Genomic DNA, 13,114 nt, shown 5'->3' with positions numbered 1-13,114 from the left:
AGCTTGCCGGGACTCGCCAGAACACGCCATCGAGTTTTTCCTGACGAGAGTTGCAACATGAACGATGCCACATCAGACGACGACGAAAGCTTTGCCGAAGAAACGCTGATCCAGGCGATAGAAAACCAGCTGGACGCCGGCGAGCCCGCTGCCGCCCAGGCTACGCTGAACAAGCTGACCCTCGTCGGCTACGAGCGCGAAGAGATACTCAGGCTCATGGCCCTGGTGCTGGCTCGCGAGATTCGCCAGATGCTCGAGCAAGACCGCCCGTTCGACGTCGAAAGCTACGAAACCCAGTTGCGCAACCTGCCCGAACTGGCCGAATAGAGCGACAGGGCGGCAGGCCCGCGCACAGCATCTACACTTCGCAAACCGGGTCCAGGCCCACCACTCAAGGAACCGACATGTCCTATACCCCCGAATTGGTAGCCGAACTGGAAATCCTAAGCCTGTTCAATCTCGACAACACGCTCGAAGGCCTCAAGGTTCATCAGGACGCCGGCCACTCAGCCGTCGCCGCCGCCCGGCGCCTGCATGACAAAGGGCTGACGACCCAACCAGACGGTGGCTACCTGACCAGTCTCGGGCGAGACGCGGCCGAGCATGCCCAGGGCTTGCTGACCATCCTGTCGGAAACCGCGCCGGCCTGATAGTGACAGGCGTGACAAATGCCGCAGCACGGCGCAGCGGCACGCCGGGCGCAGCCGCTCCACCAGCTGGCAGCGGCGCCCACCATGGCTTTTCCTTCTGGCCGTTACCCATGTTACTTTCGCCGCTTTGCTGTCTCGACGACAGGCGTGCCCGCCACTGTTTTCCATGAACCGCTGAATGACCCGCCACCAGGAAATCCGCCCCATTCTCGAAGAGGGTATCGACCGCAAGGTGCTCGGCACCTTGCGCGAACGCTTTCTTTCGGTAAATGCCGGTCGACTGGCGCGCACGCGGCAGGCCATGTCGCCACGCCAGCAGGCGGTGCTCAAGCTGTTGCCGCTGCTGTTTCACGTCAATCATCCGATCCTCCCGGGATACGTTTCCGGGACGACTCCGGCAGGGCTCGCCGGCTTCGAGCCGGACGCCGAAACCCTGGCAGAAGCGCAGCGCCTGAGCCGCTCGTTCGCCTACAAGCCGCTGCGAGGCAAGCCGCAACAACCGATTCTCGGCCTCTACATGATGGGCAGTCTGGGTACGGTCGCGCAGGGAGAGCAGAGCGATCTGGATGTCTGGGTCTGTCATGCCGACGACCTGACCGCGCCGCAACTCGAAGAACTGCAAAAAAAATGCGAACAGCTGCAGTCCTGGGCCGCGACCCAGGGCAGCGAGGCGCACTTCTTCCTGGTCGACCCGGTGCGTTTTACCCAGGGCGCACGCGAAACGAAGCTCACCTCCGATGACTGCGGCACCACGCAGCACTATCTGCTGCTCGATGAGTTCTACCGCACCGCCATCTGGCTCGGTGGCCGCACACCCGCCTGGTGGCTGGTTCCCGATTACGAAGAGCATCGTTACCACGAGTACCTTCGCACGCTGCTGGACAAGCGATTCGTGCGCAGCGACGAGGTGCTGGACCTCGGTAGCCTCGGCAGCATTCCGCCAGGTGAATACCTGGGCGCAGGCCTGTGGCAGCTGTACAAGGCCATCGAATCGCCTTACAAGTCGCTGTTCAAGCTGTTACTGGTCGAGGCCTACGCCAGCGAACATCCGCAGGTGCGATGCCTGAGCCTCGATTTCAAGCGGGCGGTCTACGCTAATCGCCTGGAGCTGGACGACCTCGACCCCTACATCGTCGCCTACCGGCGAATCGAAACCTACCTCACCGGGCGCGGCGACCTAGAGCGCTTGGCGCTGATCAGGCGCTGCCTGTACCTGAAGATCAACCAACCCCTGAGCCAGCCTCCGGTCGGCCGTACCCGTAGTTGGAAGCGGCGGCTGCTTGAGCGTCTCACCGCGGACTGGGCGTGGGATCAGCGCCAGTTCACCCAGCTCGATCGCCGCAGCCAATGGAAGACCCGCCAGGTCGATCAGGAGCGGCGGGCGCTGGTGAACGAACTGACCTACGGCTATCGCTTCCTCAGCGAATTCGCCCGCCGGCTGCAGATCACCAGCAGCATCAACGGTCGTGATTTCGGCGTGCTCGGCCGGCGCCTGCATGCGGCGATCGAGCGCAAGGCGGGCAAGATCGAAGCGATCAACCTGGGCATTTCACCGGACATGGCTGAACACAGCCTGACGCTCGCGCAGAGCTACGATGCGGCTGGCGATGTGTCCTGGGCGCTCTACGAGGGCAGTCTGAACGGCCGTGAAATCACACATTTCGCGCCCCTGAAGCGCTCGCGCGATCTCATCCCCCTACTCGGCTGGTGCCATCGCAACGGCGTCGTCGACACCGCCACGCACGTGGCATTGCACCCCGGCGACAGCGGGCTGAGCGAGGCCGAGCTGTTCTCCCTGCTGACCGACCTGCGCCACGCGTTTCCCATGCCCCCGACCGCAGTGGCCGAGGATGCGCTGCTGACCGCGGCGGTGCCGACCCGAACGTTGCTGCTGGTGAACATCGGACTGGACCCGTTCAGCCCTGAGCACCCACTCTCGCCCGACGAACGCAACGACCCGTTCGGCTATGGCGCGGCGCGGGAAAATCTTGTCCTGAGCATCGATCGGCTTACCCTGAACAGCTGGAATGAGCTGCACGCCAGTCGCTACGAAGGCGCCTCGGCGCTGCCCGATTGCCTGCGCGACTACCTCGATGAGCTGCCCGCGCAGGGCCCGCGCCCCGCCCTGCAGGTACGCTGCTTCTGTCGCCACTCGGGGCTGCCCATCGCACGGCGGGTGGAGACGCTCTTCAACGAGGCGCAGAGGGCCCTCGACGAAGGGAGCGACAGCCGTTATCTGCTGCAGGTTCGCCAGCATTTCCATATGCTCGACTTGAGTGCGGGCAATGTCCGGCACACGAAGCTGGACGACCTCCGCGCCCTGATCGATCACCTGGGCGAGGCGCACCAGCGCGATCGTCCGGTGCGCGTGGATCGCCACGCGCTCGAAGGCCAGGACCTGTCACTGATCCTCGCCCAGGCCCGGGCGCAGTGCCTGCAAGTGTTCTATTGCATACGAGCGGCGACGGCAGAGCTGACGGTGCTGGACGAGTTCAACGCCGTGTGGCGACAGCAGGTGCCCTATCGCGACGACCAGAGCCTGCTGACACCTCTGCTGCGTTTCCTGCAATCGGTGAGCTATCGTCGCGCCACTCAGCTGCCGTTCGAAGCAAGCCGTCTGGCGGCCATGGACATTCTTTTCTACCGGGTGCAGCCGCCCTCTTCACTTCTGCCGCTGACCGTCGAACGCCGGGCGGCGCCGCGTGAGGAAGCCAGCGATCCGTTCTACGACATTCAGGCGATCATCGAGCCCAGCGAAAAGGGCCGCTCGCACGTCACGCTGTATTGCAATCATCAGGAGTTTTCCAGCCTGGAATACGGCGCCGGACTGTTCGCCGCAGTGGCCCGCTACATCCTCGGCCAGCGAAGCGGCGCGCAGCGCTATCCCTGCTACATCACCGACCTCGACCTGTCTGGCCTGCACGGCGGGGGACGAACCCAGACCGTGCAATACCTGCGTTACAAAGCGCATCTCGAAGCGGCGCTCAACCAGGCACTCAGATCGGTCTAGCCGGCAAGACCGGCCAGGCCCGCACTACAGGTTGACGTCGCCGGCCGCTTCCGGCTGGTATTCGACGGCCAACAGGGTGAGCTTCAACACTTTACCGCCGGGTGTTGGCCAGTCGATGTGCTGGCCGACGGTCATGCCCAGAAGGGCCGTGCCGACCGGCGCCAGTACCGACACGGTGCCTTCCCGGCCTGCATCCTGCGGATAGACGAGCGTCAGATGGTAATCCTTGCCGCTGCCTTCCTCGCGGCAGTGAACACGGGAGTTCATCGATACCACGCCGGCAGGCAACTCGCTGCGCTCGACCACCTGTGCGCGCGACAACTCTTCTTCGAGCGCCTCGGCGGCCGGACCGTAGTCAGCCAGGCTGTCGAGCAGTCGCTCAAGCCGCTGCAGATCGGGTTGGGTGATGATGATGGGCGGTGCACTGGCCATGGGTTCGGGTGAGCTCCTGTAGGAAAGTCGTTTGACAAAAAAAGCAAAACCCCGCCCGAAGGCGGGGTTTTTTAACCTGAACTCGACCCTATCACAGCCTTTTAAATAAGCAAGGGGCCCGGCGTTACCGCGGCCTCTCTGCAGCCCGATCCGATCCAGGGGCGCCGCGTGCTAGAGCTCTTCGAAGTCGAGTGCTTCGCCGCCCTGCTCATGCGTGACGCGGCTCAGCAGCTCGCCGAGGCGCTCGTCGTTGGCATCGCAGATCCACATCGAGGAGGCTTCGTCGTAGTCGAAGTGGAAGCCGCCCGAACGCGCAGCCACCCACAGTTGGCGCAGCGGAGGCTGACGGCTGAAGATCAGTTGCGTGCCATTCTCGAAACGCACCGTGAGAACGCCGCCGGAGTTGTCCAGATCGACATCCATGCCGCTGTGATCGAACACATCTTCGATTTCTTCCTGCACGGCGTCGACAAGATCGTGAAAGCGGGCTTCGCTCAGACTCATGAATCGTTTCCTCGGTACGGGTTGTACGGCGGCACCCAGGCCGCCGACGATGCCGGCGAGCTTAGCAGGCCATCGCCGCGTCTAGCGAGCGACTGTCCGAGCGGTTGCCCGATATGGCTGCCGACGAGCGCGGCCACATAGGCAATCCGGTGGGTGCTGGGTATACTCCGGCCCATCGATTTTTCAAGGATTGCACCCCCATGAAGCGTCTACTGCTTCCACTCATAGCACTCGCGGTTCTCGCTTCCGTACTCAGCGGCTGCGGCCAGAAAGGCCCGCTGTACCACCCGGACGACGAGGCAACGGCCAACGAGCGTTCCAAAGACCGTTTCGAACTGTAAAGGAGGCATTCCATGGAGGCCTTCTCGTACCGCGACGGTCAACTCTTCGCGGAGGGCGTGGCGCTGCCCGCTCTCGCGCAACGCTTCGGCACCCCGACGTACGTCTACTCACGGGCCCATATCGAGGCCCAGTACCGCGCCTATGCCGATGCCCTCGCTGGCATGCCGCACCTGGTCTGCTTCGCCGTCAAGGCGAATTCGAATCTGGGCGTACTCAACGTGCTGGCCCGGCTCGGCGCAGGTTTCGACATCGTTTCGCGCGGCGAGCTGGAACGCGTGCTGGCGGCAGGCGGACAGCCGGAGCGCATCGTATTCTCCGGCGTCGGCAAGACTCGCGACGACATGCGCCGTGCGCTGGAAGTCGGCGTGCACTGTTTCAATGTCGAGTCCACCGAGGAGCTCGAACGCCTGCAGCAGGTCGCCGCCGAACTCGGCGTCACTGCGCCGGTGTCGCTGCGGGTCAATCCCGACGTGGACGCGGGCACCCATCCCTACATTTCCACCGGTCTCAAGGAAAACAAGTTCGGCATCGCCATCGCCGACGCCGAGGCGGTGTATGCGCGAGCGCACGAACTGAGCAACCTCGAGGTGATCGGAGTCGACTGCCACATCGGCTCGCAGCTCACCACGCTGCCGCCGTTCCTCGATGCGCTCGACCGCTTGCTCGCCCTGATCGACCGCCTGGCGGTGCGCGGCATCCGCATTCAGCATCTGGACCTGGGTGGCGGGCTCGGCGTGCGCTATCGCGAAGAACAGCCGCCACTGGCCGGCGACTATATCCAGGCCGTACGCAAGCGTATCGACGGTCGCGATCTCGCCCTGGTCTTCGAGCCCGGGCGCTCGATCGTAGCCAACGCCGGTCTGTTGCTGACCCGCGTGGAGTACCTCAAGCACACCGATCACAAGGACTTCGCCATCGTCGACGCGGCAATGAACGATCTGATCCGTCCCGCGCTGTATCAGGCATGGATGGATGTCGTGCCTGTGCAGCCACGTGAAGGCGAGGCACGGCATTACGACGTGGTTGGCCCGATCTGCGAAACCGGCGACTTTCTTGCCAAGGAGCGCCCGCTGGTGCTGGCCGAAGGGGATCTGCTGGCGGTTCGTTCCGCAGGCGCCTACGGCTTCGTCATGAGCTCGAACTACAACACTCGCGGCCGCGCGGCCGAGGTGCTGGTAGACGGCGATCAAGCCTATGAAGTGCGCCGCCGCGAAAGCGTGCAGGAGCTATACGCCGGCGAAAGCCTGCTGCCCGCCTGAGGCCACGACGATGCTTTTGCGCTTTACCAAAATGCACGGCCTGGGCAACGATTTCATGGTCATCGACCTGATCAGCCAGCACGCGCACATCCAGCCGAAACACGCCAGGCAATGGGGTGACAGGCATACCGGCGTGGGCTTCGATCAGTTGTTGCTGGTCGAACCGCCGCACAATCCGGACGTCGACTTCCGCTACCGCATCTTCAACTCCGACGGTTCGGAAGTGGAGCAATGCGGCAACGGTGCGCGCTGCTTTGCGCGCTTCGTGCTCGACAAGCGCCTGACCACGAAGCGGCAGATTCGCGTCGAGACCAAGGGTGGCATCATCGAGCTGGACATCCGCCCCGACGGTCAGATCAGCGTCGACATGGGCCCGCCGCGCCTGGTGCCAGCCGAGATCCCTTTCCAGGCCGAGGGCGAAGCCCTGAACTATTCGCTGGAGGTGGGCGGTCAGCGGCTGGAGATCGCCGCGTTATCGATGGGCAATCCGCACGCCGTGCTGCGCGTGGAGGATATGGCGAGCGCGCCGGTGCATGAGCTGGGCCCGAAGATCGAGCATCACCCCCGCTTTCCACAGCGCGTCAACGCCGGTTTTCTGCAGGTCATCGACCGCCAGCACGCGAAACTGCGCGTCTGGGAGCGCGGCGCCGGTGAAACCCAGGCCTGCGGCACGGGGGCATGTGCCGCGGCGGTCGCCGCCATTCGCCAAGGCTGGATGGATTCTCCGGTGCATATCGATCTGCCCGGTGGCCGTCTGTCCATCGAATGGGCAGGCGACGGGCAGCCGGTTATGATGACCGGCCCCGCCGTTCGCGTTTTCGAAGGACAAATTCGCCTATGACCGAGCAAAACCAGGACAAGCCGCAAGTGCCGGACGCCGAAACCGTCGCGGCCTACCTGCGAGCCCATCCGGAATTTTTTGTCGATCACGACGAGTTGATTCCAGAGCTGCGCATTCCCCACCTGCCCGGCGGCGCCGTGTCGCTGGTCGAACGCCAGGTGAAACTGCTGCGTGAACGCAACATCGAGATGCGCCACCGCCTGTCACAGCTGATGGATGTCGCGCGCGACAACGACAGGCTGTTCGACAAGACCCGTCGGCTGGTCCTCGATCTGCTGGATGCCAACAGCCTGGAAGAAATCATCGGCGCGGTGGATGAAAGCCTGCGTCACGAATTCCAGGTGCCTTACGTCAGCCTGATCCTGTTCAGTGACTCGCCGCTACCCGTGGGGCGCAGCGTGACCGCTGCCGAGGCGCAACAGGCCGTCGGCGGCCTGCTCGGCAGCGGCAAGACCGTCTGCGGCGTATTACGCCCACATGAACTGGCGTTCCTGTTCGGCGAAGAGGACAGCAGCGGCATCGGCTCGGCCGCAGTCGTGGCGCTCAGCCACCAGCAAGGCATCCTGGCGATCGGCAGCCAGGACCCGCAGCATTACAAAAGCTCGCTCGGCACCTTGTTCCTCAGCTACATTGCCGAAGTGCTGACACGAGTCCTGCCGCACTACTCCGCACCGCTGCGCTCGGTCCGTTAGGCGCAGCTGGACGCCGAAGGCCGAGGTACCGGCGAGCAACGATTAGCCCGGGCTGTTTTCAGCTGCAGGCTTATGGCCTATCGAAGTGAGCCCTGATGCAGAACGATCTCGACGCCTATTTCGAACATCTGCGCAGCGAGCGGCAAATGTCGCCCCATACGCTGGACGGCTATCGGCGCGACCTGATCAAGGTTGCGGGGTTTTGCCAGAAGCAGCAGATCCCGCAATGGACGGAACTAAAGAGTTCGCATGTCCGCCAGCTGATCGCCGAGCTGCATCGCACAGGCCAATCCGCTCGTAGCCTGGCGCGGCTGTTGTCGGCGCTGCGCGGCCTGTATCACTACCTCAATGAAGAAGGGCGCTGCCGTCATGACCCGGCGGCGGGCATTCGCGCGCCCAAGGGCGAGAAGCGCCTGCCGCGCCTGCTCGACACCGACCGAGCGATGCAACTGCTCGATGGCGGGGTCGAGGACGATTTCATCGGCCACCGTGATCAGGCGATGCTCGAACTGTTCTATTCGTCCGGTTTGCGCCTGGCCGAACTGGTCGGCCTGAACCTCGACCAACTCGATCTTCCGGCCGGCCTTGTTCACGTTCACGGCAAGGGCAACAAGGAGCGCGTGCTACCTGTCGGTCGCAAGGCCCGCGAAGCGCTGCACGCCTGGCTTCCCCTGCGGGCGCTGAGCAATCCGGCCGATGGCGCTGTCTTCGTCAGCCAGCAAGGCCGTCGTCTCGGCGCCCGCGCCGTGCAGCTGCGGGTGCGACAGGCCGGGGTGCGCGAGCTTGGCCAGCATCTGCATCCGCACATGCTCCGGCACAGCTTCGCCAGCCACATGCTCGAGTCATCCCAGGATTTGCGCTCGGTACAGGAACTGCTCGGCCACGCCAACATCGGCACCACGCAGATCTACACCCACCTGGATTTTCAGCATCTGGCCAAGGTCTATGACCAGGCGCATCCACGCGCCCGCCGCAAACAGGACACTGAATCATGAGCATCCAGCTGGTCACATTCGACCTCGACGACACCCTCTGGGACGTCGCACCGGTCATGCGCGGAGCCGAAGCGACCCTGCGCGACTGGCTGGGGCAGCACGCGCCGCGCCTGGGCGAATTCACCACCGAAGCGCTGTGGGCGATCCGTGAGCGACTGCTGCAAGCCGATCCGGCACTCAAGCATCGCCTGAGCGAGTTGCGGCGGCGGATTCTGTTCAACGCACTGGAGCAGGCCGGCTATGTCCCCGACGAAGCGAATGAGCTGGCCGAGGCAGGCTTCAAGGTCTTTCTGGAGGCGCGGCACGCAGTCGAGTTGTTCCCCGAAGTGCACCCGACGCTTGAGCTGCTCGCCAATCGCTACATGCTCGGTGTCCTGACCAACGGTAACGCTGACGTCAGCCGTCTGGGATTGGCCGACTATTTCCGTTTCAGCCTTTGCGCCGAAGAACTCGGAGTCGGCAAACCCGACCCACATCCGTTCCGTGAAGCGCTCAAGCGTGGCGGCGTAGAGGCCGCCCATGCGGTCCACATCGGCGATCATCCCCTCGATGATATCGGTGGCGCCCAGCGCGCCGGCATGCGAGCGATCTGGTTCAATCCCGGCGGCATCACGTGGCAGCACCCGGGCAGGCCGGACGCCGAAATCGGTAGCCTGTCCGAGCTGCCACCGCTGCTCGACCGCTGGCGTTGACGAGACGCCGTGCCGCGTTCGAACCGCACATCGCTCGCATAAAAAAGCCCGCGGCGAGGCGGGCTTCTTCAGTGGGCCGGCGGCTCAGATAGGCCGGCTGCCGTACTTGCTGTCCGGCTTTTTCGGCGGATCGGCTACCACGTTGGGCTCGACTTCCTGCACCCGACCGCCGCGCGCCAGAAACTCTTCCATGGCGCGCGCCAATTCATCACGCTCGCGCTGCTTCGCCTCCAGGCTCGGTAACTCGTCGACGACGACTGCCTTGGCCTTGGCTTTCTTGGTCGTCGGAGTGGCGCGCTCGCTGTCGGTTCCCTCGTCGTCAGCGAGCTCGTCGCCGTCATCGGCAGCGGCCAGCTCCTCGTCATCCTCTTCCTCGTCGTTAACGTCCAGGTCTTGTTCTAGTTCTTCGTCGCTCATGTTCAACCTCGTACCTTGCCAAAGCGGAAGTTATAGCCCAGCGATGAGCTTTGTTCGCCATCGCCAAAAAAAATTCAACTTGCCATCCCGTGCAGCGTCGCGAGGATCTGCCGGGCACCCCCTCGATCACGGTGCTCACCCAGGTAGATGCCCTGCCAGGTCCCCAACGCCAGACGCCCCTCACTGACAGGCAAGCTCACCTGACAGCCGAGCAGGCTCGCCTTGAAGTGAGCCGGAAGATCGTCCGGCCCTTCGTAATCATGTTCGTAGCCATCCTGGTCCTGTGGCACCAGGCGATTGAAAAACCGCTCGAAGTCGCGCCGCACCGCGCTGTCGGCATTCTCGTTGATGGTCAGCGAGGCCGATGTGTGACGCAGCCACAGGTGTAACAGACCGACCGGGCATTGTTGCAGTTCCGGTAGCCCGGCGAGCAACTCGTCGGTAATCAGGTGGAAACCTCTCGGTCGCGGACGCAGCGTGATCATCTTCTGTTGCCACATGCCGGAACACCTTCGGACCACTGAACGGGCGCATTCTAGCGCGGCGCCAGAAAAAACAAAGGGCGCCCGTGGGCGCCCTCGTCATCGGTTTGCGAATCAGCGTTTGCTGGTGAACTCAGGATAGGCTTCCAGGCCGCATTCGACGACGTCCACACCTTCGTACTCTTCTTCTTCGCTGACGCGCAGGCCCATGACCGCCTTGATGATGCTCCAGACGATCAAGCTGGCGATGAATACCCAGGCGAAGATGGAAACCAGTCCCAGCAGCTGCGCACCGAACGTTGCGTCGGCGTTGGTCAGCGGCACCGCCAGCAGACCCCACATGCCGACGACACCGTGCACCGAAATGGCGCCGACCGGGTCATCGACTCGGATTTTGTCCAGGCCGAGGATACTGAACACCACCAGCACACCGCCGGCGCCTCCGATCAGCACAGACTGCAACGCGCTCGGCGTCAGCGGCTCCGCCGTGATCGCAACCAGACCCGCCAACGCACCGTTGAGAACCATGGTCAGGTCGGACTTACCGAACAGCAGGCGCGCCGTGATCAGCGCCGCAACCAGGCCGCCGGCCGCGGCCATGTTGGTATTGGTGAACACTTGAGCGACGGCGTTGGCATCTTCGATGGTGCTCATTTTCAACTGCGAGCCACCGTTGAAACCGAACCAGCCCAGCCACAGGATGAACGCACCCAAGGTCGCCAGCGGAAGGTTGGCACCGGGAATCGCATTGATCTGGCCGTTCGGACCGTACTTGCCTTTGCGCGGGCCGAGCAACAGCACGCCAGCCAGGGCCGCGGAAGCACCCGCCATGTGCACCAGGCCAGACCCTGCGAAATCGAGGAAGCCGGCAGCATCGAGGAAACCACCGCCCCATTTCCAGAAGCCTTGCACCGGATAGATGAAGCCGGTCATGACCACTGCGAAGGCGATGAATGCCCAGAGCTTCATCCGCTCGGCCACCGCACCGGACACCACCGACATGCAGGTTGCGGCAAACACGACCTGGAAGAAGAAGTCGGCACGCGCGGAGTAGTAAGGCGCGTCCTCACCCCCTGCGGCGACCACATCCACGGCGTTCTCGTCGCCGATCAGGAAGCCCAGGCTCGGCAGAATGCCGCCGTCCGGGCTCGAGTACATGATGTAGTAGCCGATCACCAGATACATGATCGAGGCCACGGCGTAGAGCACGATGTTCTTGGTGAGAATTTCGGCCGTGTTCTTCGCACGTACCATACCGGCTTCGAGCATCGCGAAGCCGGGCGCCATCCACATCACCAGCGCACCGCAGATGAGGAAGTAGAACGTATCGAATCCGTACAGAACGGGTATCAGTGCTGTGCTATCCATTTGTTATCACCTTTTGCCGAGCGCCTCGCGACGCTGTTCGGTTAAGGCGCCCGGGGTTGGCTCCGGGCGCGCTCCGTGTGCTTACAGGTTGTAGCCGCGCTCGTTGTGCAGGCTGAGGTCGAGGCCGATGGTTTCTTCTTCTTCGCTGACGCGCAGGCCCATCACGACATCGATCACCTTGAGGATCACGTAGGTGACGATGGCGGTGTAGACCACCGTGAACAGCACCCCCTTGAACTGGATCCAGAGCTGCAGCGCGATGTTTTCCACCTCGCCGAAACCGCCCATCGCCGGGGCCGCGAACACGCCTGTCAGTAGTGCACCGACGATGCCACCGACGCCATGCACGCCAAACGCATCCAGGGAATCGTCGTAGCCGAGCTTGCGTTTAAGGCTGGTGGCACAGAAGAAGCAGATAACGCCCGAGGCCAGGCCGATGATCAGTGCGCCCATCGGGCCCACGGTGCCAGCCGCCGGAGTGATCGCGACCAGACCGGCGACCACGCCCGAGGCGATGCCCAGCGCGCTGGGTTTGCCGTGAGTCAGCCACTCGGCGAACATCCAGGACAGCGCCGCCGCAGCGGTGGCGATCTGGGTGACCAGCATGGCCATGCCAGCAGTGCCGTTGGCGCCCAGTGAGGAACCGGCGTTGAAACCGAACCAGCCGACCCACAGCATCGCCGCACCGACCAGCGTCAGGCCGAGGTTATGCGGCGCCATGGGCGTCGTGGGGAAGCCTTTGCGCTTGCCGAGCACGATGCACGCCACCAGCCCTGCAATACCGGCGTTGATATGCACCACGGTGCCGCCCGCGAAATCGAGCACGCCCCAGTCCCACATCAGGCCACCATCGCCACCCCAGACCATATGCGCGATCGGCGCGTAGACCAGCGTGAACCAGACGCCCATGAACACCAGCATCGCGGAGAACTTCATGCGTTCGGCGAAGGCACCGACGATCAATGCCGGCGTGATGATGGCAAAGGTCATCTGGAAGGTAATGAAGACGCTCTCCGGGACCGTACCGGTGAGGCTGTCTGACGTCAGCCCGCTGAGGAAGACACGACCCAGCCCGCCGACGAATGAGTTGAAGTTGGTAACGCCCGCTTCCATGCCGGCAGTGTCGAAGGCCAGGCTGTAGCCGTAGACCATCCAGAGGATGCTCATCAGGCCGGTGATGGCGAAGCATTGCATCATCACCGACAGAATGTTCTTGGAGCGGACCATGCCGCCGTAGAACAGCGCCAGGCCCGGAATCGTCATGAACAGCACCAGTGCGGTGGCTGTCAGCATCCATGCCGTGTCACCTGAATCAAGCGTTGCCTCCTGTGCCATGGCGATGCCTGGGCTTAACAGAGACAAAAGGGCTCCTAGCCCTGCGAATTTTCGCAGAGTCATGGTTTTACTCCTGGGGGCGTGGGGTTCGTAGA

The 13,114-nt window shown here is 63.4% G+C and carries 14 protein-coding genes and 1 pseudogene; 9 read left to right on the top strand and 6 right to left on the bottom strand.

The genetic code is table 11. The features are described from left to right. Positions 1-69: 69 nt before the first annotated feature. The 3 genes and pseudogenes from GQA94_RS05730 to GQA94_RS05720 form a co-directional block, all read left to right on the top strand. A pseudogene (locus GQA94_RS05730) lies at positions 70-327 on the top strand (hypothetical protein); the annotation flags it as partial. Between the two features lie 77 nt (positions 328-404). Next, complete coding sequence (locus GQA94_RS05725; RefSeq protein ID WP_158187173.1) at positions 405-650, top strand: TIGR02647 family protein; 246 nt, start codon at positions 405-407, stop codon at positions 648-650. 178 nt (positions 651-828) lie between these two features. After that, positions 829-3,660: a class I adenylate cyclase gene (locus tag GQA94_RS05720; RefSeq protein ID WP_158187172.1), complete on the top strand. Its 2,832-nt coding sequence runs from the start codon at positions 829-831 to the stop codon at positions 3,658-3,660. Between the two features lie 24 nt (positions 3,661-3,684). On the opposite strand, the gene rnk is transcribed toward GQA94_RS05720, so the two are convergent. Together rnk and cyaY are read right to left on the bottom strand one after the other, a co-directional pair. Next, positions 3,685-4,092, bottom strand: coding sequence for a nucleoside diphosphate kinase regulator (gene rnk / locus GQA94_RS05715; protein WP_158187171.1), 408 nt, complete (start codon positions 4,090-4,092; stop codon positions 3,685-3,687). Positions 4,093-4,263: 171 nt separating this feature from the next. Further along, entirely contained in the window at positions 4,264-4,596 is a 333-nt protein-coding gene (cyaY, locus tag GQA94_RS05710; protein ID WP_158187170.1) for an iron donor protein CyaY, read from the bottom strand. Between the two features lie 200 nt (positions 4,597-4,796). Here cyaY and lptM point away from each other — a divergent pair, with 200 nt between their 5' ends. From lptM to GQA94_RS05680, 6 genes are all read left to right on the top strand, one after another. Beyond that, complete coding sequence (gene lptM / locus GQA94_RS05705) at positions 4,797-4,937, top strand: LPS translocon maturation chaperone LptM (protein WP_158187169.1); 141 nt, start codon at positions 4,797-4,799, stop codon at positions 4,935-4,937. 12 nt (positions 4,938-4,949) lie between these two features. Beyond that, positions 4,950-6,197, top strand: a complete 1,248-nt coding sequence (gene lysA / locus GQA94_RS05700; RefSeq protein WP_158187168.1) for a diaminopimelate decarboxylase — start codon at positions 4,950-4,952, stop codon at positions 6,195-6,197. A gap of 10 nt (positions 6,198-6,207) precedes the next feature. Beyond that, on the top strand, positions 6,208-7,038 hold the full coding sequence (dapF, locus tag GQA94_RS05695) for a diaminopimelate epimerase (protein WP_158187167.1): 831 nt from the start codon (positions 6,208-6,210) through the stop codon (positions 7,036-7,038). Beyond that, entirely contained in the window at positions 7,035-7,730 is a 696-nt protein-coding gene (locus GQA94_RS05690; protein ID WP_158187166.1) for a DUF484 family protein, read from the top strand. The genes dapF and GQA94_RS05690 overlap by 4 nt, the downstream gene beginning before the upstream one ends. A 95-nt stretch (positions 7,731-7,825) precedes the next feature. Further along, the gene (gene xerC, locus GQA94_RS05685) at positions 7,826-8,725 is read left to right on the top strand and encodes a tyrosine recombinase XerC (protein ID WP_158187165.1); all 900 of its coding nucleotides are present in this window, start codon (positions 7,826-7,828) and stop codon (positions 8,723-8,725) included. Beyond that, the gene (locus GQA94_RS05680; protein WP_158187164.1) at positions 8,722-9,417 is read left to right on the top strand and encodes an HAD family hydrolase; all 696 of its coding nucleotides are present in this window, start codon (positions 8,722-8,724) and stop codon (positions 9,415-9,417) included. The genes xerC and GQA94_RS05680 overlap by 4 nt, the downstream gene beginning before the upstream one ends. 84 nt (positions 9,418-9,501) lie before the next feature. Here the strand turns inward: GQA94_RS05680 and sutA are convergent, their stop codons facing one another. The 4 genes from sutA to GQA94_RS05660 all read right to left on the bottom strand — a co-directional run bounded on the left by sutA (position 9,502) and on the right by GQA94_RS05660 (position 13,082). Next, complete coding sequence (gene sutA, locus GQA94_RS05675; protein ID WP_158187163.1) at positions 9,502-9,834, bottom strand: transcriptional regulator SutA; 333 nt, start codon at positions 9,832-9,834, stop codon at positions 9,502-9,504. Positions 9,835-9,908: 74 nt separating this feature from the next. Next, positions 9,909-10,334, bottom strand: a complete 426-nt coding sequence (locus GQA94_RS05670) for a secondary thiamine-phosphate synthase enzyme YjbQ (protein WP_158187162.1) — start codon at positions 10,332-10,334, stop codon at positions 9,909-9,911. Positions 10,335-10,430: 96 nt separating this feature from the next. Further along, on the bottom strand, positions 10,431-11,684 hold the full coding sequence (locus GQA94_RS05665; protein WP_158187161.1) for an ammonium transporter: 1,254 nt from the start codon (positions 11,682-11,684) through the stop codon (positions 10,431-10,433). Between the two features lie 81 nt (positions 11,685-11,765). Then, positions 11,766-13,082 carry an ammonium transporter gene (locus GQA94_RS05660; protein ID WP_158187160.1) on the bottom strand — a complete coding sequence of 439 codons (1,317 nt, stop codon included), beginning with the start codon at positions 13,080-13,082 and terminating at the stop codon, positions 11,766-11,768. Between the last annotated feature and the right edge of the window lie 32 nt (positions 13,083-13,114).

Source organism: Stutzerimonas stutzeri (genome assembly GCF_009789555.1).
GTDB lineage: Bacteria > Pseudomonadota > Gammaproteobacteria > Pseudomonadales > Pseudomonadaceae > Stutzerimonas > Stutzerimonas stutzeri_R.
Note: the sequence above shows the minus strand (reverse complement) of the source record. Positions and strands in the feature narration are given on the sequence as shown.

Coding starts and splice junctions, on each gene's coding strand:
- GQA94_RS05690 (WP_158187166.1), top strand. CDS start 7,035: ATGACCGAGCAAAACCAGGACAAGCCGCAAGTGCCGGACGCCGAAACC.
- dapF (WP_158187167.1), top strand. CDS start 6,208: ATGCTTTTGCGCTTTACCAAAATGCACGGCCTGGGCAACGATTTCATG.
- GQA94_RS05670 (WP_158187162.1), bottom strand. CDS start 10,334: ATGTGGCAACAGAAGATGATCACGCTGCGTCCGCGACCGAGAGGTTTC.
- GQA94_RS05660 (WP_158187160.1), bottom strand. CDS start 13,082: ATGACTCTGCGAAAATTCGCAGGGCTAGGAGCCCTTTTGTCTCTGTTA.
- GQA94_RS05720 (WP_158187172.1), top strand. CDS start 829: ATGACCCGCCACCAGGAAATCCGCCCCATTCTCGAAGAGGGTATCGAC.
- lysA (WP_158187168.1), top strand. CDS start 4,950: ATGGAGGCCTTCTCGTACCGCGACGGTCAACTCTTCGCGGAGGGCGTG.
- sutA (WP_158187163.1), bottom strand. CDS start 9,834: ATGAGCGACGAAGAACTAGAACAAGACCTGGACGTTAACGACGAGGAA.
- lptM (WP_158187169.1), top strand. CDS start 4,797: ATGAAGCGTCTACTGCTTCCACTCATAGCACTCGCGGTTCTCGCTTCC.
- xerC (WP_158187165.1), top strand. CDS start 7,826: ATGCAGAACGATCTCGACGCCTATTTCGAACATCTGCGCAGCGAGCGG.
- rnk (WP_158187171.1), bottom strand. CDS start 4,092: ATGGCCAGTGCACCGCCCATCATCATCACCCAACCCGATCTGCAGCGG.
- GQA94_RS05725 (WP_158187173.1), top strand. CDS start 405: ATGTCCTATACCCCCGAATTGGTAGCCGAACTGGAAATCCTAAGCCTG.
- GQA94_RS05680 (WP_158187164.1), top strand. CDS start 8,722: ATGAGCATCCAGCTGGTCACATTCGACCTCGACGACACCCTCTGGGAC.
- GQA94_RS05665 (WP_158187161.1), bottom strand. CDS start 11,684: ATGGATAGCACAGCACTGATACCCGTTCTGTACGGATTCGATACGTTC.
- cyaY (WP_158187170.1), bottom strand. CDS start 4,596: ATGAGTCTGAGCGAAGCCCGCTTTCACGATCTTGTCGACGCCGTGCAG.